Below are 23072 nucleotides of genomic sequence, written 5' to 3'. Positions count from 1 at the left end.
GGAACCGGTGCCTTTCCCATGCCACACAGAAGCTGAAGGACTTTTCAAAGGGTTACAAAATCGCCGTCGTCGGGCGGCAAATGGAAAGGGAGATGCACCGTGCAGGCACCAACGGTCAACCGCAATTCCGGTAACGTCATTTCGCCAGAAGCAACAGCAAGAGCCGACAACCCTTCAAATCTGCGGCAGCAAACTGAACAGCCGACCCAGCGCTCCTCACATTCCCTGGGGAGCATGGGAAAACGGCTGCTGAAAAGCGTCGGCAAGGTTTTCCAGAAATCCAGGGCACCCCGTCAGTCGGCCGCCAGATCGCCCAGTACACAAACACCCTCAAGCTCGGCGCCGCGCTCCAGTCGCGAGGCCGGCAGAAATACCGGTCGTGGCAATCATTTGCAGGATAACCCGGCGCCGCGCAGCGACCAGCCTCCCAAGTCCATTCTGCGCACCAGTGCGAACAGGGCAAACGCGTCAGGGACGACGACGCATGAAATAGAAGAAGGATCGACGCGGACAGGCACTGCCCCCCGTAACAATCGCCGTGTCACATTCAATCTTCCGCAGGATCAGCTCACACACAGCGCTTCGCAGCAGCTCTCCGCAGAGCCCATGACTGACGAAGAGGCGGTCGCCAGCGCTATGCGCGAACGCCGTAACCCTGGCAGCCGCCTGCAAGGCTCCGATGGTACACGCCAGTCAATGCAACCTGTCGACACGAACACGGCAAGCAGTTCCGGCACCAAAGCCGACGATCCTGAAGAGCCGCTTGCGCCGCGCAACCCCGGTCTGGAACCTGGCACCAGCGGGCGCTCCGCGCTCAGGAGCGAGCAACGGCTACGCAATGCGCAACCACAGGCCACTGTCAGGCTGAGTGCCGACGGCAAGCCGGATTTCTCTTCGTTCAAGACGCCCGGCATGGCCGCGCTGCTGGACGACATACTCGCCAAGCCCGGACAAACCTATCTGGCGCAGCAGAGTGAGCAAGGCGCGCAGGGCCACCAACTTCTGCAAGCCAACGGGCATCTGCTGCATCTGGCGCAGGACGACAGCTCGCTGGCCGTCATCCGCAGCAGCGAGCCCACACTGCCGGTAGCAGGCGGGAAACCTCCGCCGGTGAACATGCAGCGTGAAGAAAACCACATTCATCTCGACACCCTTGACGGGCGGCGCAGCCAGGAGTTGCCAGGCAAGGCCCATATCGCCCACCTCACCGAGGTCCATCAGACCACCAGCGGCGACCGCCTGCGCGTGCATGAAGACCGGCTGTACCAGTTCGAACCGCTCGCCGCTCGCTGGAAACCAGTGGATGATATCGAGGACATCGCTTTCAACCGCCTGATAACCGGAGGCAACGGCTCGGTCTACGCCAAAAGTGACGATGTCGTCGTCGATCTCTCCAGCCCGTTCATGCCGCACGCCGAGTTCAACGACCTGAAGTCATTTTCGGTTGCCCCTGACGATACCGCGGCACTGCTCAGCGGCTCGGACGTGCAGACCGTCCTGCTGGCCGACATGAGTCCGGTGATTGGTGGGCTGACCCCGAAAAAAACCAAAGCCCTTGAACTCGACGGTGGTCAGGCACAGGCCGCCGAAGTTGCCCTGAGCAACGACAGGCTATTTATTGCAGACACGCAGGGCAGGCTTTACAGCACTGATCGCAGCGCCTTCGAAAGCAACGACCCGATGTTGCGCCTGATGCCGGAGCGGGCCGGCTACAGGCTGGACGATCAACCCATGGGCGGCCACAACAGCGTCAGCGGATTCATCAGTGGCGATGACGGTCGCGTGCACGCGCTGATCAGGAATCGTCAGGGCGAGGTGCACTCCCATGCGCTCGATGAGCAGGGTACGAAACTGGAAAGCGGCTGGAACCTGACCAATGCGTTGGTACTGGACAACACACGCGGCCTGACGGTTATGCCAGCACCTACCGGTGCCGACCGCCTGCACCTCGACCGTGCCGGGCTGGTCGGCCTGAGCGCCGGTCGTATCCAGCGTTGGGATGCGACGCCACAGTGCTGGAAAGATGCTGGCATCAAGGAGGTGGATCGCTTGCAACGCGGTGCCGACAGCAACGCCTACGTATTGAAAGGTGGCAAGCTGCTCAGGCTGGATGTGGCCCCTAAGCACCCCAATGTCGCCTTCGACCACAATACGGCGCTGGCCCAGATAGCACGCTCGACCAAGGTGGCGATGGGCAAGGAAATCGCAGGGCTGGAGAATCGGGTCGTGACCGCCTTTGCCATGGTCAGCGACAAGCGCTTTGTTGTGCTCGATGATCAGAACAGGCTGACGGCCCATAGCAAGGACCACAAACCCATTGATCTGGATACGTCCGTAATCGAGGGCGATATCAAGGAACTGGCCCTGGACGAAAAGCACAACCTTTACACACTGAGCAGCACCGGCAAGCTTTACTGCATGCCCAGAGAGGCATGGCAGGCAACCCGATTCGGAGGCCAGTTGGCCGCCAAATGGACGCCGCTCGCAGCACCTGACGGGCAACCGGTCAAAGCGCTGTACAGCAATGATGACAATCGCTTGAGCGTCCAGGTCGAGGACGCCGCCGGTCAAGGCCTGATGCAACTGAAAGAGGGGCAGTGGCAAGCGTTCGAACAGCGTCCCGTGGAAAAAAACGGCTTGAACGACGTCTACAATCGCATCACGCGAGCGCACAAGACCTGGCGGATTCCAGGCACCGGGTTGACGGCCAAGCTGGACATCAATGCATTCGGGCGCAGCGGCATGGAGAAAAGCAATCGTCCCGCCGCCAGCGAGGCTATTCGGGCCAATGTCTACAAGCACACGCTGGAACCGCCTCGCTGGATGAAGAACGTCGGCAACAACATCCAGCATCGCTACCATGGTCGCGAGGGCCTGAAGGAGCTCTACAAGAAAGAGCTGATCGCGTTCAAACAACTTGAACTGATTCATGAAGCCGGCGGCGCACCGCCGACCCCGGGCAACGATCTGAAGGCGCGAATTGCGCGCCTGCAGCTTGGCCCTGAAGGCGCTGAGCTGGCAAAAGAACTGGAAGTATTCCGCGACGAACTGGAGAAGCACGCCAGGACCGCGTTGGAGAACATCGGCAAGGATTACGGCAAGCTCAAAAACCTGAGGCAGAACGACGGCGTGCTCAACCAGCACAGCGAATTGGCAAAGTCGTCGAAACGCACTCAGCTAGGCAAGAAGCTGGCTGAACTGGGGTCGATGCTCAACTTCAAAAGCTCCGGCCATGATTTCGTCAATGAGCTGGATAACGCACTGACCCGGGTCGCCCCGTCCGCAGAAAACCCAACGGCCGCAACGCTCAAGCGGCTGAAAGACAACGGGGTAAAGCTTTCTCACACCAAAACCGATATCGGTCTGGGTCAACGCCGCGATGCCAATGAAGATCACGGGCTGAGCAAGGCCCGCCTGGCGCTGGATCTGGTCACCCTGAAAGACCTCGGTGCGCTGATCAGCAAGGTTGAGCTGCTGACACGCAGCAGCGACCTGCCCAGGCTGCAAGCGGAATTGACCTCGTTACGCGATGTGACCTATGGCGAGAACCCGGTCAAGCAGGTCACCGACATGGGCTTTACCGATAACGCAGCACTGGAAGGCGCGTATGACGCAGTCAAGGCGTTCTCGAACGCGCTCAAGAAATCCGACCACGCTGTCAGCGTCAATATGCGCGCGGCAACCGGCAGCCAGGATCAGTCCGAACTGGCCGACACGCTCAAGGCCATGCTCAAAAACCTGGAGCATGGCGACGATGAAATCGGCGTGCAACGCAGTTACGGGCTGAACCTCACCAGCCCGTTCGCCGTCCTTGCCGACAAGTCGACAGGCCCGTGGCCGACCGCCGGCGCTACCGGCAATCGCAACTACCTCTTCAGTGCCGAACGCTGCGAAGGTGGCGTGACCCTGTACCTGATGAGAGAAGCGGCCGGAAATATCAGCGGCGGCGTGGGCGGCCGCAAGGACTACTGGCCTGGCTTCTTCGACGACAACCACCCAGCCCGCAGCGTCGATATCGGCAACAACCGCAAGATGACCCCGAACTTCCGTCTTGGCGGAGACGTGACCGCAACCGCTGCCGCCAGCCAGCGTGCCGGGGTGATCTTCAATGTGGCGGACGACGAAATCGACGGGTTCGTCGATGATCTGTTCGAAGGCAAGCTCAACCCCTTGCAGCTGTTGAACAAGGTCAAGGACCACGAAACCTATGAAGCGCGCCGCTTCAATTTCGATATCACGACAGGCTTCAGCGCTGATATGCGCGTCGGCTTCGGTCTGTCGGAGGCCGACAGCGCGCCGCTCTCCGCAGTTGCGCGTCTGGGCGTGGCGGCGAATGTCACGGTCAACCTGCTGAGCTACACCGATTACTCCCTGACCCAGAAGAACGACAAGACAGAACTGCGCGAAGGCGGCAAGAACCGGCCGCGCTTTTTCAACAGTCTGATCTTCGGCGGGCAGGCGCGCGGGCAGATCGGTGGCACGCACACCAACGCCACAGCGACCCCGGCCTCCGCTGCCGGGCCGACGCCAGCGACTCAATCGGCGGCCAATAACCTGGGCGTCGCAGCGAACGTGACCATCGATGACAAAACCGTCAAACGGGTCAAGTTCCGCTTTAACGTAGCGACCCCGATGAGCACCGAGAGCCTGGACAAACTGTCGAAAAGTCTCGCTGCAGCCTTCAAGGATAAAGCCACGACAGCCAGGCTTGCAGCGCTGCAGGATCCGCTGAACGCGCTTTACGCCGACATGAACCCTGAGCAGGCCATTCAGGCACGACTTGACGGGTTCACAGCGCTGTTCGCCGACAGACCGTCGCAGAACGACACGCAATACAAGGCGCTTCGAGACCTGAAACGGGCGGCCGTGCAACACGAAGCGTCGATCAGCAATCACAGCGTGCTGGACAATGCCCGCTTCGAAACCAGCAAGACCAACCTGTCCGGCCTGAGCAAGGAAAGCATCCTCACCAGAATCATGGGTTCGATACGCGAAGCCAGTGCGCCCGGCAACGCCGCCAGGGTCGCCGAGTACATGCGTCAGGACCCGACGCTCAGCGCCATGGTCAAGCAGCTTGAAAACAGCCAGGGCACCCTCGCCCGGGTACGCCTTGAACCAAAAGACTCGCTGATCGACGAGATCGACGAAGGCAGCCGCAGGGGTACGCTGACGCAGACCGAACTCTCCGGCCTTCTGGAAAATCGCAACAACATGAGGATCAAAAGGCTGGTGGTGTTCCATGCGCCACCGCAGACCGAGAACTTCACGTCACCCACGCCACTGATCAGCTACAACAGCGGTGCGTCGTTGAGCGTGAACAAGACCCTCGGGCGAATCAATTTCATCTATGGCGAAGACCAGGACAAACCCATCGGCTACACGTTCGACGGGGAGCTGTCGCGGCCCTCGGCATCGCTGAAAGAGGCGGCAGGCGAGTTGAAGCTGTCGGGCTTCGAAGTCAAAAGCTGATAGCTGAAACAACGCAAAAGCGCCGCATGGAAGCGGCGCTTTTGCGTGCATACCCGTCTGCTCAGGCGTGCAGAAATGCGCGGGCTTCGCGTGCCTGAGCAATAAAGCCACGCGTCACGTCGCAAAAGGCTGGCTCATCGAGCGACACCAGCTCACGTTGCGCACACAGGCGTACATCGCCCTGATCGACGGCAAACCAGCAACCGTGCAAACGGGCGACATCGAAGTTCAGGCTCAACAAATGCTGCAAATCGGCAGTGCGTTCAGGGCAGCGCCCGACGCGGCAATGAAAGATGACCATTTCACTGTGCTCGGGCAGCTCGATGACGGCGGCTTCGTTATCCTGGCCGTCATATAGCGCGCATACCCCGTTCTGCCAGGTAAGCGAAGTGCCAAGCTGGGTACCCAGCGCAGTGATGAAACGGGAAAACTCATGTTGCGAGGTATTCATCGTCATAGTCCTTTAAGAAAAGCCTGAGCTGACCAGGCAGTGAGTGGCTGCCTGGCGCTGTCGGTTCCAAAAGAAAGGCTCAGCCCTGGTTGCTTTCGTCAGCGTCGGCGCCCCTCCTCCATCGCCGTCAGTTCGACAGCAGCGGCGTCATCAACTGCTGGCGATGATGTTTCCGCTGGTTTGAGCGCATCGCGCAACGAGGACACGCCGCTTGCTACGCCGTCTTCCACGACACGCGCCGTATCGACCACCACCTGGGTCGGTAATTGCAGCGCACCCCTGGCCATGTGATAGGCGTTTTCCACGGCTCTGGGGACGCCACCCAGGGTAGCTGGCTGGAACGTATGCGGCAGTGAAGCTCTGTCCGGATGGCGGATGTTGCTCAGGGCGGTTTCAGTGCGGGCTACCATTGGCGTGGCGCCGCCCATGCCCGCCTCTTTCAAGGCCTTGGCCTCGGCCGTAACCGACTGGTTGGCATACAGGGTCGACAGGTACGACACCGAACCGGTTGCCGCCAGCGCCATGTTGCGCAGGATATTACCCGCGCTGAGCGTGCCGGATGTACCTTCGGGCTGGACTGCCACCGGTGGTAGCGCGCCGTTCAGCGCTGCGCTCTGCACACCTGAAACAGCCTTGCTGTAGAACGCGGTGCGTACCGCCGGCTCGCGAAGGTCCAGGCCTTTGGCCAGGTCCTTGCCCAGGTCGGCATTGGCGCGGTCCGGGGTGAAGACCGGGATCTTGCGTCCGCGCGGATCGACATAGGTCGAGTTCAGCTGTGCAATGGTCTGGGTGGTGGCTGATATGGCCCCGGCGATCCCGGAGGTCACCGCTCTGGCCGACAGGGTCTGGCCATTGAGCAGATTGAAATCATTCAGCATCTGGCGTACCGCCTGCCCGCCACCAAAGGCACCGTAGGGGATCATCTCACCCAGTGGGTGGGTGGACGAAACCTGAACCTTTTTCTGATTCAAAACCGCTCGCTCGCTTTCGACGAAGGCTTTGTCCTCAGCGGCTTCTTCAGGTGTTTTTCTGACCAGTGCGCCGTTGTCGTTCTTCAACTCGAAAGGGTCGGGAATCACCGAGTCGGTATCAATCCCCTTGAGCGGTACCATATTCAGCCGCTCATTGAGGCCGGTTTTCTGAAACCCGGCCTGCACGACCGGCTTCAACAGATTGGTAATGCCCTCATGAGCCACGCCGGCAGTCAGTCCTACGGCCAGGGCCCTCTTCATGCTGGCGTCGGCGCTCTTTCCGGGAACGGCATCTTTCATCGCGTCACCGGTGGCCGTACGGATATACCCCAGGTGGAGCATGGACACCATAAACTGCGGCACCGCTGCCGCGACGATCGGACCGACCCCCCTTCCAGCCGCCGACCGAGTTGCGATCAACGTTCAGCTTGTCGATCAGAGCATCCATTTGCGTGTGAGCGGCAACGGCATTCAGCCGCTTGGCTTCAGGCGATTTGCAGAAGTCGGCGTGCAAGTCGCTCAGCATCGCTCTGGCCGTTTCCAGCGCCTGTCTATCCATCAGCAGACCCGGTCTGCTGCCCTCATTGGCGCCCTCCAATTGACTGTCCAGTGCGGCGATGCGTTCATCCAGCACCGCGAGACTGTGGTTCAACCCCGCTTCGATGGACTTACTCGCCCGACCGGCGTATTCGCCCAGCGCCGCCTGACTGACCGCCAGCGTGTTGCGGTCGCGCAGCCCTCCGGGGCCGAATCCATCAGCCGTCGCGTCGTGCATGAGCTGGAAGTGTTCCAGCTGGTCTGCGAGCGACTGGGCAAAGCCCTTGATCAGTTGCTCGGTCTCGGCCTTGCCTGGCACATGCCCTGGCTCAGCGAATCGTCCGAGCGTTTGCTGCAAGTCGGAGCCATGAAACTGTTTCAACTCATAACGCTCAGGCGCCAACCGGGCGGCCATGACTTCGAAGGGCAGCTTTTCAGACTGCAACAAACTGCCGATCAGCAGGGCCGCGTTAGAGCTGATAGTCGGTGTGGAAGTGCCTTGTACGGTGGGCTGTTCGGCACGAAACTTCTGCAAAATCGGCAGATGTCGCGGCGCGACTGGCAGGCGAGCGGCGCCGGCCGCCGAGCTTTCCGGCGCCTGCGCGGCCGACTGGCTGGCGGTCAGCGGCGGGTTGCTGCCCGGGCTTACCGCGTGTGGATGAGCCTGGGCGACAGCGGCAGATGGCTGCGGCTGGTTCGCCTGAACGATCTCGGTACTGCCTGATCCGCCGACTCGTGTGCCGATCATTGGAACCTCCCGGCGCTCGCAGGATTATCACGCATGGTTGCCTTGGAAGCGGGCATATTGAGCGGGGCACCCGCAGTGCCCACCGGTCCCATGAAACCGTGTTCGCGCCACTCTCTGGCCAGGTCGGCAAAGGACTTCATCAACAACAGCACGCCCTCGGCTGTCGCTCGTTCAAGGCCTATCGATCCCATCAGCAGCACTCGGCCGGTCTGGGCATTCCAGGAGAAAGCCGGGCTGTGGGCACCCGAAAACATATGAAAGTTGATGTCCATCAACGCCAGCAATGCGCTGTAGCGATTGCGCGCGGGCAACGCGCCCATATCCCCGTAGATCAGAATCGCACGCCCCTCGTCGCGATCCTGATAGTGAAGTGTGAAGTCGACGTCGCTGATTTTGAAATTGGCTGACTCGTAAAAACGTTCGGGTTCGGAGATCAGGCTGAGCGCGCAAATCTCATTTATAAGCGTTTGATACTCATCATTTTTGTTCATTTCACGGCCTCTGAGTGCGATGTGGGTCCACACCATTTTTTTGCTGGCGTGCGCGCACTGAGTCGGAGGGCAAGGTGTTTTGGTTCCTTGGGGCGAGTCTGCCTCTCCAGACACGTACATCGGGATCATCGCCAGTCAACGCACACAAACGGGAACCCATCCCACCGTGTTGCCACTCACTTCGGGCAACGCCAAGGCAGAGTCCTCATCGACCTATAGAGCCCGACAAGGACGCGGCGATCAACGCCGGTAAATCCGGAAGACGACGCTGGTTCATATGTCCATCCCATCGAGGTAAAGCACCATGAGCATCGGTATCAACTCCTCCACCACCTACCAACCCGCTTCAACCCAGTTGGACTTCTCGGCGCTGAGCGGCAAGAGCCCACAGACCAATACGTTCAACGATGAGAGCACTGCACAGGCCGTCGACCCGAGTGCCCTGCTGTTCGACACTGCCAGCCAGAAAGACGTCAGTTTCGGAAAGCCCGACAATACGGTTCAAAGCCCCACCGACAGCAGTGCTGCAACTGACCCGCAGTCCAACGTCGTCAAGCTGCTCAGCGCGCTCGTCACATCGCTGCTGCAAATGCTCATGAACCTCAATAAAAAACAGGACACGGGTCAGGACTCCAACGAGTGGCAAGACCCGTTTCAGAACAATGGCGGACTCGGTACGCCATCGACCGAAGGCGGTGGCGGTGGTACTGAGGCGGCTTCAGGCGGTGACGACGGCGGCGGCGGTACAACGGCAGCGTCGGGTGGTGGCGATGGTGGCGGTACATCCCCAACCACTGAAGGTGACGGCGGCGGTAGTTATGCGTCGACTGGCGCAGACGGCAGCGGCACGCCTTCGACCGAGGACGGAACCGGTGGCGGTGGCGGTGGTAGCGTAACGCCTCAAGTCACCCCACAACTGGCCAATCCCGGCCGCAGCTCGGGCAACGGCACGGTTTCGGATACAACGGGCTCTCTTGAGCAATCCGGCGAGGTCAATGTCGAGAAAGACACCATCGAAGTCGGTCCTGGCCAGGTGTATGACGGCCACGGTGCAACCTTTACCGCCGACAAGTCGATGGGCACCGGCGACCAGGACGAACATCAGAAACCCCTGTTCGAACTGGCCGAAGGCGCTGTGCTGAAAAACGTGAACTTGGGTGAGAACGAAGCCGACGGCATCCACGTGAATGCCAAGAACTCGGAGCAGGTCACCATTGATAACGTGCACGCCCAGAACGTCGGTGAAGACATGATCACGGTCAAGGGCGAAGGAGGCGCAAAGGTCACCAACCTGAACATCACTAACAGCAGCGCCAACGGTGCCGATGACAAGGTCATTCAGCTCAACGCTGATACCCACCTGAAAGTCGACGGTTTCAAAGCCACCGATTTCGGTACCCTGGTCCGCACCAATGGCGGCAAGCAGTTTGATGACATGAGTGTCGAGCTCAATGGCGTGGACGCCACCCATGGCAAGTTCGCACTCGTCAAAAGCGACAGCGATAACCTGAAGCTGGCCACTGGCGACATCGCCATGAGCGACGTCAAGCACGCCTATGACAAGACCAAGGCGTCTACCCAGCACACCGAGCTTTGATACGACGCATACATGAGGAACAAGCAAAGGGGCGCATTCCGTAGAGGGCGCCCCTTTCCTTTACCGGCTATGGTTGGAGACGCTTATGAGCGCCCTGGCTGAAACGGCACCGCGCTCGGTGAACCCGCTGCAATGCCACCCTCTTCGATGTCCGGCTCACGAGCATTGCGACGACGTAATGTGTCACGCAGGGATGCCCCCGTCGCAGCAATCGCCTCACTACTCGCGTCGATGCCCGCCCTGGCCAGCTTGACAGTCTGATCGGCTACATAGCTGGTCGAACTCGACGCCGCCGATTTAACCGTATCCTGCAAGAACGACTCGGCCTTTTTCACTGCGGGATCGGTTGCGACTGCGGCCGTGGTCCAGGCTGCGAACACACCTGCCGAGCCGGCCATATTGGTCAGTTGGCTGACCGCCGCCTTGGTGGCCGGGTCAGTGATATTTTTGGTCGCCATCTCCTGCAATTTGCCCACGCCGGCAAAGCCGCCCGCCAGGGCCAGCCCGTTTTGCGCAAGACCGGTGGCCGACACCAGGCTTCTCACCGCTTTCAGGCCGTCGGTGGCGACGTCAAGCGGCAGACCCGCCATCCGCTTGCCGGCGTTCAGCGCCGCGCCGGCGTAGCTGGCTGACTTGATCGCATTGTAGGCCTCAAGCCAGTCGGTTTCTTCACTCAAGTCTGCCTTGGGTTCCTTGTCCTTGATGCCGAGCACGAATGCACCGCCGCGCAGGTGATCACGCGCCTGCACACTGAGCATCCGATTGCCGAACCCCGCGTTGGCCGCCAGGCCACCTGCCGCCGACACGCTGATGTCGACCGCACCCTGCACGGCGGGTCTGGATGCCAGTGCTGGCGCCAGCACGGTACGCACCGCATTACGCGCACTGTAAGTCTGAACGGCAATGCCCAGATCGACCGCCTGACGCATGACACCCGGCGAATGACGCTTCACGGAAGCAGCCATCGCATCATGCAGTTTCTCAGGCGAGGTACTCAGGTAGTGCAGGTCGCCCGTGGCGCGATTCATGACCGTAGTGCCCACCTGATCCATGACACCGGACAGCGCTCCGGATACAAATGGCGTCAGGGGTTTGAGCGGCGTCGGCAGCCAGTCGCCCTTGTTGATGGCAGGCTGCATGTACTGCAACACCGACGCAGCGGCAAACGGCGTGGCACGTAGCGCGGTCGAAGCGGTGGTTGCCATCCTGTCGAACTTCTCCGCCTTGGCGAAGGTTTCGCCAATGCTGGCAGGCGTTTCGCCCTCGTCCAGCAAGCGTCTGGCGCGAGTATCGATGATGTTGTCGATCTGCTCGTTATGCGCATGAACAGCGTCCTGGTCGACGGCCGACTCACTCAACGGCAGTTTGTGCGCAGCGAACACATGATCTTTCAAGTAATCGGTAATGGCTTGCAGATTGGTCTGCTCGGCACTGCTGAGCTCGCGTACGGAACTGGAGGCAAACGATTCCGATGTGGAATAAAACCGCTCCAGCTCGATGCTGGGGTGCGGGCTGCCGGTTCGGTTGATGTTCATGGAAACTCCCTCTCTATTGCGTAAGTTGCGTAGCAACGCGACGAGACGGGTCTGGCCGGACGACTTGCTTGTAAACAGGCAAGGCAATGGGGCGTCGGTCCGAGAGTGATAGGAATTGCAAACGTCCGGGTGCCCGTCAGCGAAGAGGACCGACAAGGCTGTGTGGTCGCAACTGTGCCGGGGGTTCCAGCTGTCGGCATGGGCCGCCATGGTCAAGACAGGCGTGACTGTTTCGCCACCATGGAGAATTAAGCGAGCTTTAAGCCTCGGTCAGTAAGTTTGCAGCGTGGCGTGTTGATTGACCGCGCCAAACCTCTTCCAACCCAGCAAAGGAGTGCCGCAATGTCTGGTCCTTTTGAAAAAAAATGGCGGTGCATCAGCAGAACGGTCACCTACGTTGGCTGGTCACTGTTCTGGCTTCTGCTCTGGGACGTGGCCGTGACCATGGACTTCATGTTGGTCCAGGGTGCTGGGATAGATCTCCCGCTGATGCCGCTTACGCTGTTGTGCTCGGCGCTTATCGTGCTGATCAGCTTTCGCAATTCCAGCGCCTACAACCGCTGGTGGGAGGCACGCACGTTATGGGGCGCGATGGTCAACAGCTCGCGCAGCTATGGCCGTCAGGTACTGACCTTGATTGAAGGCAACGCCGATGAGCGCGGCAACCCGGTGAAAGAAGTGCTGTTCAATCGTCACGTGGCTTACCTGCGGGCACTGCGCGCTCATTTGAAAGGCGATGTCAGCAAAGCGAAACTGGAAGGGCTGTTATCGGATTCCGAGATTCAGCGCGCAAAAGAGAGCAACAACTTTCCCAATGACATCCTCAATGGCTCGGCGGCCATGATCTCCGAAGAGTTTGCCGGAGGTCGAATCGACAGCATCCGCCTGGCGCGACTGGAGTCGACCATGGTCGAACTGTCCAACTGCCAGGGCGGGATGGAGCGCATCGCCAATACGCCGCTGCCCTACCCGTATGTCTATTTCCCCAGACTGTTCAGTACCCTGTTCTGCATCATCATGCCGCTGAGCATGGTGACCACTCTGGGCTGGTTCACCCCGGCGATATCCACGGTGGTCGGCTGCATGCTGCTGGCAATGGACCGCATCGGCACTGACCTGCAAGCCCCGTTCGGCGCCAGCCAGCACCGGATCCGCATGGAAGACCTGTGCAACACCATCGAAAAGAACCTGCGCTCGATGTTTGATGCACCGGCAAGGCAAAGTCTGGTGATTGACGCGCAAGATCAGCAGGGCAGCGCTTGGCAACCGCATCGGCTGGTCGTTTAGACGCGTTTGACTGGCGTGCCGATGTTCCACATTGGCACGCCATCCGGGACGCCCGGCCTCACACTGCAAGACCACAGACAGTGCAGCTCAAAACGCAAATCCCTGCCCCAGTTCGCCTTCCATCCATTCCAGAAATCGCCTGACTCTGGGGAAGCTGGAGTGCGCCTTGGGGAATACCAGATGGTGCGCGGCGACCGGTGCAGTCAGGGCTTGAGGGGCAACTTCGATCAACTCACCCGTGGCCAGGTATTTTTGCGCCAGCAACGTACTTTCCAATGCAAACCCCAGACCGTGGCTGGCCGCTTCGAGCGTCATGTATGAGCGGTCGAAACTCAGCGCGTAGGGCTTTTCCGGACGAGCCAGACCATGCCGGGCAAACCATTCAGGCCATTTCAGCAGTGTGGCCTCGGAGAGAATCAGTTCGCGGTCGAGCAAGCCAGCGGCGCTCTCTACCGGACGTCGCGCCAATAGCTGCGGAGACGCCAGCACAGCGAATTTCTCGTCACGCAAGGTGCGCACTTCATAACTCGGCCAGTTCGGCCTGCCATGCCGGATATCGACGTCGATCTTGTCCCTGCTGAAATGCAGCGACTCGTAAGAACACGACAGGTTGATCTGAATGTCCGGATGGCTTACGCGAAAGGCTTCCAGCCTGGGCATCAGCCACAGCAGCCCGAAACTGGGCGCAGAATGCAGACGCAGGCAATCGAGGCTGACATCGCTGGCGGCACGCTCGGTGGCGACGGCGAGACTGTGCAGCACTCCGGAGACATCTTTCAGATACTGCTCACCGACCGGCGTCAGGGTCACACCACGGGCGGCCCGAACGAACAGCTGGCGACCAATCAAGGCCTCCAGCCGGGCCAGTTGGTGACTGACCGCCGACGGCGTCAGATCCAGTACTTCGGCGGCTCTTGCCAGGTTGCCAAAGCGCGCCGTCTGCTCGAAAGCCTGAAGCGCTTTCAGCGGTGGCAGGCTCAGCGGTGCATCGTCATCAGGCCGCATGGATGCTCCGATGTGTCCGATTATTCGAGTTTCATTCATTCAACCACTCGCCTGTCGAATTGACGAGAGGTGAATTTTTTTCAGCATCCAGTGATTTTTGCGGCATTGCTCAGGATCGGCACCGGGAACACTCTGAAGTCATCGATCACCCGAATCGAACCCAATAACAATAATCAGAGGTAACCCTCATGCTACTTCAAGGCAAAATTGCAGTGATCACCGGCGCGGCGTCGGAACGCGGTATCGGTCGCGCAACCGCGATCACCTTCGCCAACCACGGCGCACGCGTGGTGATTATCGATCTCGACGAGTCCGCAGCACGCGATGCCGCCGCCGCACTGGGCGAAGGTCATCTCGGCCTGGCGGCCAACGTCGCCGACGAACGTCAGGTTCACGAGGCCGTCAGCAAAATCATCGCGCACTATGGTCGCATCGACATTCTGGTGAATAACGCCGGTATCACACAACCCATCAAGACCCTGGACATCCGCCCTTCCGATTACGACAAGGTGCTCGACGTCAGCCTGCGCGGCACCTTGCTCATGTCGCAAGCGGTGATCCCGACCATGCGCGCCCAGTCCTCGGGCAGTATCGTGTGCATGTCTTCGGTTTCCGCCCAGCGCGGCGGCGGCATTTTCGGCGGGCCTCATTACAGCGCCGCGAAAGCCGGCGTGCTGGGACTTGGCAAAGCAATGGCGCGGGAATTCGGCCCCGATCAGGTGCGTGTCAACTCCATCGCCCCTGGCCTGATTCATACCGATATCACCGGCGGTCTGATGCAGGATGAGCGACGCCACGCGATCATCGACGGCATTCCCTTGGGCCGCCTGGGCGCAGCGCAGGACGTGGCCAATGCCGCGCTGTTTCTGGCCAGCGACCTGTCGTCCTACCTCACCGGTATCACGCTGGATGTGAACGGCGGCATGCTGATTCACTGACCGCGAGTGGACGGGCTGGCAAACAGCCTGTGTTTGTTCTGGATCGACGATACGCCAGGCGGTTGCCTGGCGATCTATAAAAACAAGAGATCAGACCATCATGATAACCACCATGACCCTCGACGCGGTGTCGACCACGCGCGCCAATGCCTACCGCAAGACCGCCTGGCGACTGATGCCGTTCCTGATGCTGTGCTACCTGTGCGCGTACTTGGATCGGGTCAATGTCGGCTTCGCCAAGCTGCAGATGATGAACGACCTGGCCTTCAGCGAAACCGTTTACGGGCTGGGTGCAGGCATGTTTTTCATCGGCTATTTCCTCTGTGAGGTGCCCAGCAACCTGATCCTGCACCGGGTCGGTGCCAGACGCTGGATCGCCCGCATCATGATCTCCTGGGGGATTATTTCCGCGCTCTTCGCCTTGGTCGAAACTGCCTGGCAGTTCTACGCCCTGCGCTTTCTGCTCGGGGTGGCGGAAGCCGGTTTGGCACCCGGTCTGCTGCTGTACCTGACGTACTGGTTCCCCTCTTATCGCCGCGCGCGCATGACCGTGCTGTGGTTCATCGCCATCCCGCTGTCCGGCATGATCGGCGGCCCGCTGTCGGGCTACATCATGACCCGCTTCGCAGGCGTTCATGGATGGGCCGGCTGGCAATGGATGTTCGTCCTCGAAGCGATCCCGACGGTGATCGTCGGCTTGCTGGTCCTGAGCTATCTCAAAGATGGCGTGCATCAGGCGACATGGCTGTCTGCCGAAGAAAAGGAACTGGTCAACAAGGAGCTGCAAGAGGACAACAGCCAGAAAGTGGTACACGCGTCGGTAGGCGCCTTCATTCGCGACAAGCGTCTGTGGCTGCTGGCGTGCATCTACTTCTGCGTGGTGATGGGCCAGTACGCAATCACCTTCTGGCTGCCTACGCTGATTCGCAATGCAGGCGTTTCCGACCCGCTGCATATCGGCCTGATGACCAGCCTTCCCTACCTGTGCGCAATCGTCGTGATGCTGTTGATGGGGCGCAGCGGCGACAAGCATCGAGAACGCCGCTGGCACCTAGTCGGGCCGATGATCGCAGGCGCGCTCGGGCTGAGCCTGGCAGCGCTGTTCGGCGGCAATCTGCTGCTCTCGGTGCTCAGCCTGTGCCTCGCCGCAGCAGGCATTCTCTCGGCATCGTCGCTGTTCTGGATGCTGCCCACCACCCTGCTGGGCGGGGTATCGGCGGCCGCCGGGATCGCCGGAATCAACAGTTTCGCCAATCTCGCGGGCTTCTGTTCGCCCTACCTGATCGGCTGGATCACCACCACGACCGGCTCAAGCGCCATTGGCATGTACCTGATTACCGGCGTGCTGTTCATCGGCGCCTATCTGGTGCTGCGCATCCCTGCCGCCTCGGTCAATCGTTGAGTCAACGGAGTAATCACCATGACAGCCACTACTTTACCTGCGCCTTCCACTTCGCTGGCGCAGCGTGCTCATAACATTCGTCGACACGCATTACGCATGGGCCAGGTTCAGGGCCAGGGTTATGTCGGACAGGCGCTGGGCGCTGCGGACCTGCTCGCCGTGTCCTATTTTCACGCGCTGAACTATCGCCCTGAAGACCCTGAATGGGAACAGCGTGACCGCTTTTATCTGTCGATCGGCCACTACGCCATTGCGCTGTACGCGGCGCTGATCGAGGCCGACATCATCCCGCTCGATGAGCTGGAAACCTATGGCTCCGACGACAGCCGATTGCCCATGTCCGGAATGGCCACCTACACCCCCGGCATGGAAATCACCGGTGGCTCACTGGGTCACGGGCTGGGCATTGCCGTAGGGGCCTGTCTGGGTTTGAAACGCAAGAACTCGCGTTCTTTCGTCTACAACCTGCTGTCGGACGGCGAGCTGAATGAAGGCTCCACCTGGGAAGCGGCCATGTCCGCCTCGCACTGGAAGCTGGACAACCTGATCGCGATCATCGATGTGAACAACCAACAGGCCGATGGTCACTCCAGTGAGGTACTGGCGTTCGAACCCATTGTCGATCGCTGGCAGGCGTTTGGCTGGTTTACCCAACGGGTCGACGGCAACGATCTGGACGCGCTCGTCGCCGCCTTCGACAACGCGCGCCAGCACGACGGAACGCAGCCCAGGGTCATCATCTGCGACACCAAAATGGGCAAGGGCGTGGCGTTTCTGGAAACCCGTGAAAAGACCCACTTCATCCGTGTGGATGAGCACGAATGGGACATCGCACTGAATAACCTCGACGAGGGGAAAATCGTATGAGCTCTGCCAATCACACACCGTCTCCGTCCGTTGCCACGAAGAAAAAACTGACCACCTCGGCAATGATCGCGTCTATCGCGTCCGAGGGTCAGGCCACTCGCCCGGCTCCGTTCGGCCATGCATTGGCGGCGCTCGCGGAGCAACATCAGGATATCGTCGGGCTGTCGGCTGACCTGTCGAAATACACCGACCTGCACATCTTCGCCAAGGCGCATCCCGAACGTTTCTATCAAATGGGCATGGCCGAACAGTTGCTGATGAGCGCAGCGGCCGGCATGGCCAGGGAGGGTTTTGTACCTTTTGCGACCACTTATGCGGTGTTCGCCTCGCGTCGCGCTTACGACTTCATCTGCATGGCGATTGCCGAAGATAACCTCAACGTCAAAATCGTATGCGGTCTGCCGGGCCTGACCACAGGTTACGGGCCGAGCCATCAGGCCACCGACGACCTGGCGATCTTTCGCGCCATGCCCAATCTGATGATCGTCGACCCCTGTGATGCACTGGAAATAGAACAGGCGGTCCCTGCGATCGCAGCACATCAGGGCCCGGTGTACATGCGCCTGCTGCGCGGTAACGTGCCCTTGGTGCTGGACGAATACGGTTACACATTCGAGATTGGCAAAGCCAAGACCCTGCGCACCGGCAACGACGTGTTGATCATTGCCACCGGTCTGATGACCATGCGTGCACTGGAAGCGGCCAAGCAGCTGCAGGCTGACGGTATCGACGTGGCAGTGCTGCACGTACCGACCATCAAACCGCTGGACGAACAAACCATACTCGCTGAAGCCAGAAAGCCGGGCCGGCTGGTGGTGACGGCCGAAAACCATTCGGTCATTGGAGGGCTGGGCGAAGCAGTGGCGACGCTGCTGCTGCGCAATGGCGTGACCCCCACGTTCAGGCAGATCGCCCTGCCGGACGCTTTTCTCGACGCTGGCGCGCTGCCTACACTGCATGACCGTTATGGCATTTCCACGCCCGCCGTCTGTACGCAAATCAAGGCGTGGCTTTAAGCACTGACAGGCGCAGGGGCTTATCTCCCTGCGCCTCGGGAGCACGTATTGAACGCCGATGAATTACTGGACCCGGCCTATCGTTGGTTCATGGACGAGCCGTCGAGCAACTGGACGCTGCACACCCTTGCCGACATCAGGGCTCGCGTCAGCGCCTCATGGGCAACCGCCGCCACAAAGCGCGGCGAGCAACACTGGACCTCCTCCGATTCGGACAACGGCGTCAGGTTATGTCTTTATCGTCCGGACCTTTCGCTCTCTCACTCTGGACTCCCCGTCATCCTGTATATCCACGGGGGCGGCTTTGTACTGGGCAGCCCGGAGATGGCCGATGACTATCTCGCAACGCTGGCCGTCGAGCTCCAGGCAATAGTCATTGCCGTCGACTACCGGCTTGCACCCGAGCATCCATTCCCGATCCCGCTGGAGGACTGTTACGCAGCGCTGGAGTGGGTATTGAGCAACGGGCTGACGCAGGGCATGGACACCCGCAACCTGGTGATCATGGGCCACAGCGCCGGCGGCGGGCTTGCTGCCGCGCTCGCCCTGCTGGCAAGAAACAGAGGTCTGCGGACCATCGCCGGCCTGGTGCTGATCTACCCGATGCTGGATCACCGTACAGGCACACCCGACGCTCCGTCAGCCAACCCGACTACCGGCACTTTCAGCTGGTCGCGTCAGGCCAATCATTTTTGCTGGGAATGCCTGCGCGGTGCCTACGCACTGGACGATGATCGCAAAGCCCTGTTCTCCCCCGCACTGGCCACCGACCTGAGCGATCTGCCGCCCACTTTCATCTGCGTTGGCGCACTCGATCTCTTTCTGGAAGAGGACCTGGCATTCGCGCTGACCCTGTCGCGCTCTGGGGTGCCGGTGGAATTGCATGTCTACCCAGGCGTGCCGCATATGTTCGATCAGTTGCCAGGCGAGCAGACCGCGCAGGCTACGCAAGATATTGCCCGGGCCGTGCGCAGGATGATCGCAGCAGGGTTATGCGATTAGAATGACGCGCATGTTGCGGTGACGATCGCGAGTGCCATTTCAATGATGCGCTGAATGTGCTTGGCTGAGAGCCTCCCGCAGGGTCACGGACTCGCCTCTGCTCAGGAATGCACACCTTACGACTGGAAAAGGGACACGCCTTGATGCTCGCCACGAAACTTCACCTGCTGTGCGGCAAGATCGCATCCGGTAAATCGACACTGGCAAAATCAATCGCGACCGAGCATTCAGCGATCCTGCTCAGTGAAGATCAATGGCTCTCTCGGCTCTACCCTGACGAGATCAAATCAGTGGCGGACTACGTGCGTCTGGCCCATCGGATTCGCGACATCATCGGCCCTTTGGTCATCGACATGCTGAAGTCCGGCATGTGCGTGGTTCTGGATTTCCCAGCCAATACGCTTGCCGACCGCCAGTGGCTTCGCAGCCTGGCTGAAGACGCTCAGGTTAAGCATCGACTGCACTATCTCGATGTGGAAGATGATATTTGCCTTGCCAGACTGCATGCTCGTAACGAAACAGCAGAGCATGACTTTGCGGCTACAGATGCGGAGTTCAGGCTGATCACGCGCTACTTCCAGACTCCACACACTGACGAGGGGCTGGATATCCTGGTTCACCGCCTGTCATTCATCAGAGGGCGCGTGGCGACGTCCTTCCAAGAGTCTGATTTCTGATGCTCCCGCAACAGGCACCCTGCGTAGCCGGTCGGCAAAGATCGGGACAAACGGATGCCTTAACGCCACTCCACAACGAAGCCTGCCATATGAACCTTCGGCCGATATGGCGCTCACTTTATAGGTTGCCTTGTCTCATTGCCGAAAGGAATTCGCATGCTTTCGACCTCACCATCGAACCCTCTTGCCAGCCCTGTCGAGCGTGAGCTCAGTCTGCGCGCGGTGATTACCGGGGTTGTGCTCGGTATCCTGCTGACGCCTTCCAATGTGTACGCCGGGTTGAAGATCGGCTGGTCGTTCAACATGTCAATCATTGCGCTGTTGATCGGTTATGCGATCTGGCAAGGGCTGTCGAAGCGCGCCTCCGGGCAGCTGCCGTGGACGCTGCATGAGAGCAACATCAATCAGACGGTCGCCTCGGCCGCTGCGTCGATCATTTCCGGCGGGCTGGTCGCGCCGATTCCGGCTTATACCTTGCTGACAGGCCAGCAATTGGACGCCATCCCGATGATCGCCTGGGTCTTTTCGGTGAGCTTTCTGGGGATCTGGATTGCCTGGTATTTGCGGCCGTCACTGCTCAATGACACATCGCTGAAGTTTCCCGAAGGCATGGCCACTCTGGAAACCCTCCTGCACATCTACAATCACGGCCGTGAAGCTGCGACGCGCCTCAAGGTGTTGCTCAGTACCGCGTTGCTGTCGGCGCTGGCCAAGTGGATCGACACGTTCGTATGGGCGTTCCCGCGCTGGTCGCCGAGCGCTCAGTTGGAGCGCCTGACCTTTACCGCGGACCCTTCGCTGCTGCTGGTGGGGTTCGGGGCGATTATCGGTATTCGCGTCGGCTTGACCCTGCTGATCGGTGCCGTGCTGGCCTGGGGTGGCCTGGCGCCGTGGCTGCTGGAACAGGGGCTGGTGACGTTGCCGTCCGACAGCAGCGGCCCGCAGTTCGCCGCGCTGGTGGAATGGTTGCTGTGGCCGGGCGTGAGCCTGATGGTCTGTTCGACGCTGGCTTCGCTGGCTATCCGCCTGTGGACACTGCACGCGTCTACCAAAGCCAGCGGCGGGACGCCCTGGTCAATGCCCAAGCCCGGGCCGGCCGCCGGTTTTGCGCTGGCGATCCTGTTGGTGGTCAGCCTGCAGGCGCTGTTGTTCGGTATCAATCTGTGGATGGCATTGCTGACCATTCCTCTGGCGATCTGCCTGGCGGCCGTGGCGGCTCGTGTGGTCGGTGCCACGGGTATCCCGCCCATCGGCGCAATCGGGCAGTTATCGCAACTGAGCTTCGGTATCGTCGCGCCCGGTCAGGTGCCGATCAACCTGATGAGCGCCAACACCGCAGGCGGTTCAGCCGGGCAATGCACCGATTTGATGAACGACTTCAAGGTAGGCCGGGCGATTGGCGCCACGCCGCGCAAACAATTGATCGCCCAGACACTGGGGATTTTCGTCGGCAGTATCGTCGGGGTCCTGGCTTATATGGCGCTGATCCCGGACCCGCAATCGATGCTGCTCACCGAGGAGTGGCCAGCCCCGGCGGTGGCGACCTGGAAGGCTGTGGCGCAGACCCTGACGCACGGTCTGGATTCGCTGTCGGCAAGCATCCGCTGGGCGATTTTCATCGGCGGTCTGGCCGGCTTGCTGCTGGGCATCCTCGACAGCACACTACCTGCGTATCGCGCCCGGTACTTGCCCAGCGCCGCAGCCCTGGGCCTGGCCTTCGTGCTGCCCGCCTCGGTGTCGTTGATGATGGCGCTCGGTGCGGTGCTCACCTGGCTGGTGAACTGTCGCTGGCCGTCACTTACCGAACGCTTCGCCATCACCGCGGCGGCAGGCCTGATTGCCGGCGAGAGCATTACCGGCGTCGGTGCGTCGTTGTGGCAAATGGTTCAGAACGGCGGGTAGTCGCATGCATGGTGCGACAGGCAAACTGCTATGATTCGCGCCTGTGCAAGCGAGTTGAAGAATATGAATCGTCGCAAGAAAATCCAGCAGTTGCTGAAAGCTCATGCCAAAAAAGCCAGCGCCAAACTGGCCCCGCAGAGCAAGACCAAATACATCAGCAAGGCCGACCGCGTGAAGCTGGCGGCCGAAGCGGATCAGGAATCCAACAGCCAGTCCGAAGGCTGACCCGCCACGTAAGCGCCATCGTGCGACGCAGAGCGTCGAGAACTGCATTCCCACGCTGGAGCGTGCGGAACGATCATCGCAACTATCGTGCGACGCTCTGCGTCGTATGCCTTTCTGGACGCTCCGCGTCCTCTTGCGACGCAGAGCGTCGAGAACTGCATCTACACGCTGAAGCGTGAGGAACGATCAGCCCGAGTATCATGCCGCGCAAGCGCTTCAGGCACGGCGGTTACTTGGCAAAGGAATATTCCCCGCCCTGCTCCAAAGCCTTGCGGTACGCAGGTCTGCCCTGCAGCCTTTCAACCCACGCGGTCACGTTCGGGTACGGCTGCAGCATTCCCTGGGCCTTGGCAAACTCGCCGATGAAGCTCATCTGAATGTCCGCACCACTCAGCTCGTCGCCAAGCAGATACGGCGTCAGCCCCAGAGCCTCGTTCAGATAGCCCAGGTAGTTGGCCAGCTCCGACTGGATACGCGGATGCAACGGCGCACCTGCGTTACCCAGGCGCCCGACGTACAGGTTGAGCATCAGCGGCAGAATCGCCGAGCCTTCAGCGAAGTGCAGCCATTGCACGTATTCGTCGTAGGTAGCGCTGGCCGGGTCCGGCTGCAGACGACCGTCGCCATGACGGCGAATCAGGTAGTCGACAATGGCACCGGACTCGATGACGACATGCGGGCCATCTTCGATGACAGGTGATTTGCCCAGCGGATGCACGGCCTTGAGCTCGGGTGGCGCAAGGTTGGTTTTCGGGTCGCGCTGATAACGTTTGATTTCGTAGGGCAGGTCGAGCTCTTCGAGCAGCCACAGAATACGCTGCGAACGTGAGTTGTTCAGGTGATGGACAGTGATCATGTGAGGCTCCGCCGGGTGAGAGTGTCTAAAAAAGACTGCGCTACTACCCCGTAGTGCCCTGAAATGATTTTACTTCGATGAACGTAACGAATTCAT

General features: G+C 60.3%; 16 protein-coding genes and 1 pseudogene. 11 read left to right on the top strand and 6 right to left on the bottom strand.

Features of this window, described 5'->3' with window-relative positions; genetic code table 11:
- The first annotated feature begins 99 nt into the window (after positions 1-99).
- On the top strand, positions 100-5469 hold the full coding sequence (locus BLR16_RS10850) for an AvrE-family type 3 secretion system effector (RefSeq protein ID WP_074805645.1): 5370 nt from the start codon (positions 100-102) through the stop codon (positions 5467-5469).
- A 61-nt stretch (positions 5470-5530) separates the two neighbouring features.
- Here the strand turns inward: BLR16_RS10850 and BLR16_RS10845 are convergent, their stop codons facing one another.
- The 3 genes and pseudogenes from BLR16_RS10845 to BLR16_RS10835 all read right to left on the bottom strand — a co-directional run bounded on the left by BLR16_RS10845 (position 5531) and on the right by BLR16_RS10835 (position 8667).
- A complete protein-coding gene (locus BLR16_RS10845) occupies positions 5531-5920 on the bottom strand; it encodes a type III secretion system chaperone (protein ID WP_003433480.1) in 390 nt (129 codons plus the stop codon).
- 98 nt (positions 5921-6018) lie between these two features.
- Positions 6019-8176, bottom strand: a pseudogene (locus BLR16_RS10840) (restriction endonuclease).
- Positions 8173-8667, bottom strand: coding sequence for a CesT family type III secretion system chaperone (locus tag BLR16_RS10835; protein ID WP_074805933.1), 495 nt, complete (start codon positions 8665-8667; stop codon positions 8173-8175). Before BLR16_RS10835 ends, BLR16_RS10840 begins: the two are co-directional and overlap by 4 nt.
- Positions 8668-8971: 304 nt before the next feature.
- Between BLR16_RS10835 and BLR16_RS10830 the strand changes: the two genes are divergently transcribed.
- Positions 8972-10264, top strand: a complete 1293-nt coding sequence (locus BLR16_RS10830) for a pectate lyase (protein WP_074805651.1) — start codon at positions 8972-8974, stop codon at positions 10262-10264.
- A gap of 83 nt (positions 10265-10347) precedes the next feature.
- Here the strand turns inward: BLR16_RS10830 and BLR16_RS10825 are convergent, their stop codons facing one another.
- Positions 10348-11799, bottom strand: a complete 1452-nt coding sequence (locus BLR16_RS10825; RefSeq protein WP_074805653.1) for a type III effector — start codon at positions 11797-11799, stop codon at positions 10348-10350.
- 342 nt (positions 11800-12141) lie between these two features.
- Here BLR16_RS10825 and BLR16_RS10820 point away from each other — a divergent pair, with 342 nt between their 5' ends.
- Complete coding sequence (locus BLR16_RS10820; RefSeq protein ID WP_058397429.1) at positions 12142-13086, top strand: bestrophin family protein; 945 nt, start codon at positions 12142-12144, stop codon at positions 13084-13086.
- Between the two features lie 87 nt (positions 13087-13173).
- On the opposite strand, the gene BLR16_RS10815 is transcribed toward BLR16_RS10820, so the two are convergent.
- The gene (locus BLR16_RS10815; protein WP_003433485.1) at positions 13174-14091 is read right to left on the bottom strand and encodes a LysR substrate-binding domain-containing protein; all 918 of its coding nucleotides are present in this window, start codon (positions 14089-14091) and stop codon (positions 13174-13176) included.
- Positions 14092-14279: 188 nt separating this feature from the next.
- On the opposite strand from BLR16_RS10815, the gene BLR16_RS10810 reads away from it, so the two are divergent.
- The 8 genes from BLR16_RS10810 (at position 14280) to BLR16_RS10775 (ending at position 22120) form a co-directional block, all read left to right on the top strand.
- Complete coding sequence (locus BLR16_RS10810; protein ID WP_003365186.1) at positions 14280-15029, top strand: SDR family NAD(P)-dependent oxidoreductase; 750 nt, start codon at positions 14280-14282, stop codon at positions 15027-15029.
- Positions 15030-15129: 100 nt separating this feature from the next.
- The gene (locus BLR16_RS10805) at positions 15130-16431 is read left to right on the top strand and encodes an MFS transporter (RefSeq protein ID WP_024662124.1); all 1302 of its coding nucleotides are present in this window, start codon (positions 15130-15132) and stop codon (positions 16429-16431) included.
- Between the two features lie 18 nt (positions 16432-16449).
- Positions 16450-17298: a transketolase gene (locus BLR16_RS10800; RefSeq protein ID WP_074805657.1), complete on the top strand. Its 849-nt coding sequence runs from the start codon at positions 16450-16452 to the stop codon at positions 17296-17298.
- The gene (locus BLR16_RS10795) at positions 17295-18314 is read left to right on the top strand and encodes a transketolase family protein (protein WP_074805660.1); all 1020 of its coding nucleotides are present in this window, start codon (positions 17295-17297) and stop codon (positions 18312-18314) included. Before BLR16_RS10800 ends, BLR16_RS10795 begins: the two co-directional genes overlap by 4 nt.
- A gap of 48 nt (positions 18315-18362) precedes the next feature.
- Positions 18363-19316, top strand: coding sequence for an alpha/beta hydrolase (locus BLR16_RS10790; protein ID WP_065349202.1), 954 nt, complete (start codon positions 18363-18365; stop codon positions 19314-19316).
- Positions 19317-19459: 143 nt separating this feature from the next.
- Positions 19460-19993 carry a P-loop nucleotide/nucleoside kinase family protein gene (locus tag BLR16_RS10785; protein ID WP_072365592.1) on the top strand — a complete coding sequence of 178 codons (534 nt, stop codon included), beginning with the start codon at positions 19460-19462 and terminating at the stop codon, positions 19991-19993.
- A 156-nt stretch (positions 19994-20149) separates the two neighbouring features.
- A complete protein-coding gene (locus tag BLR16_RS10780; RefSeq protein ID WP_003433497.1) occupies positions 20150-21895 on the top strand; it encodes an OPT family oligopeptide transporter in 1746 nt (581 codons plus the stop codon).
- A 63-nt stretch (positions 21896-21958) separates the two neighbouring features.
- Positions 21959-22120: a DUF2986 domain-containing protein gene (locus tag BLR16_RS10775; RefSeq protein ID WP_074805663.1), complete on the top strand. Its 162-nt coding sequence runs from the start codon at positions 21959-21961 to the stop codon at positions 22118-22120.
- A 229-nt stretch (positions 22121-22349) separates the two neighbouring features.
- Here the strand turns inward: BLR16_RS10775 and BLR16_RS10770 are convergent, their stop codons facing one another.
- The gene (locus BLR16_RS10770; RefSeq protein WP_003433501.1) at positions 22350-22976 is read right to left on the bottom strand and encodes a glutathione S-transferase family protein; all 627 of its coding nucleotides are present in this window, start codon (positions 22974-22976) and stop codon (positions 22350-22352) included.
- Positions 22977-23072 lie beyond the last annotated feature (96 nt).

The organism is Pseudomonas sp. BS3767, assembly GCF_900099665.1.
Classification (GTDB): Bacteria; Pseudomonadota; Gammaproteobacteria; order Pseudomonadales; family Pseudomonadaceae; genus Aquipseudomonas; species Aquipseudomonas cerasi.
Note: the sequence above shows the minus strand (reverse complement) of the source record. Positions and strands in the feature narration are given on the sequence as shown.

Bases quoted from the DNA above. Each gene is read 5' to 3' on its own strand.
- BLR16_RS10810 (WP_003365186.1), top strand. From the start codon at position 14,280: ATGCTACTTCAAGGCAAAATTGCAGTGATCACCGGCGCGGCGTCGGAA.
- BLR16_RS10825 (WP_074805653.1), bottom strand. From the start codon at position 11,799: ATGAACATCAACCGAACCGGCAGCCCGCACCCCAGCATCGAGCTGGAG.
- BLR16_RS10815 (WP_003433485.1), bottom strand. From the start codon at position 14,091: ATGCGGCCTGATGACGATGCACCGCTGAGCCTGCCACCGCTGAAAGCG.
- BLR16_RS10800 (WP_074805657.1), top strand. From the start codon at position 16,450: ATGACAGCCACTACTTTACCTGCGCCTTCCACTTCGCTGGCGCAGCGT.
- BLR16_RS10780 (WP_003433497.1), top strand. From the start codon at position 20,150: ATGCTTTCGACCTCACCATCGAACCCTCTTGCCAGCCCTGTCGAGCGT.
- BLR16_RS10795 (WP_074805660.1), top strand. From the start codon at position 17,295: ATGAGCTCTGCCAATCACACACCGTCTCCGTCCGTTGCCACGAAGAAA.
- BLR16_RS10805 (WP_024662124.1), top strand. From the start codon at position 15,130: ATGATAACCACCATGACCCTCGACGCGGTGTCGACCACGCGCGCCAAT.
- BLR16_RS10830 (WP_074805651.1), top strand. From the start codon at position 8,972: ATGAGCATCGGTATCAACTCCTCCACCACCTACCAACCCGCTTCAACC.
- BLR16_RS10845 (WP_003433480.1), bottom strand. From the start codon at position 5,920: ATGAATACCTCGCAACATGAGTTTTCCCGTTTCATCACTGCGCTGGGT.
- BLR16_RS10770 (WP_003433501.1), bottom strand. From the start codon at position 22,976: ATGATCACTGTCCATCACCTGAACAACTCACGTTCGCAGCGTATTCTG.
- BLR16_RS10775 (WP_074805663.1), top strand. From the start codon at position 21,959: ATGAATCGTCGCAAGAAAATCCAGCAGTTGCTGAAAGCTCATGCCAAA.
- BLR16_RS10835 (WP_074805933.1), bottom strand. From the start codon at position 8,667: ATGAACAAAAATGATGAGTATCAAACGCTTATAAATGAGATTTGCGCG.
- BLR16_RS10785 (WP_072365592.1), top strand. From the start codon at position 19,460: ATGCTCGCCACGAAACTTCACCTGCTGTGCGGCAAGATCGCATCCGGT.
- BLR16_RS10820 (WP_058397429.1), top strand. From the start codon at position 12,142: ATGTCTGGTCCTTTTGAAAAAAAATGGCGGTGCATCAGCAGAACGGTC.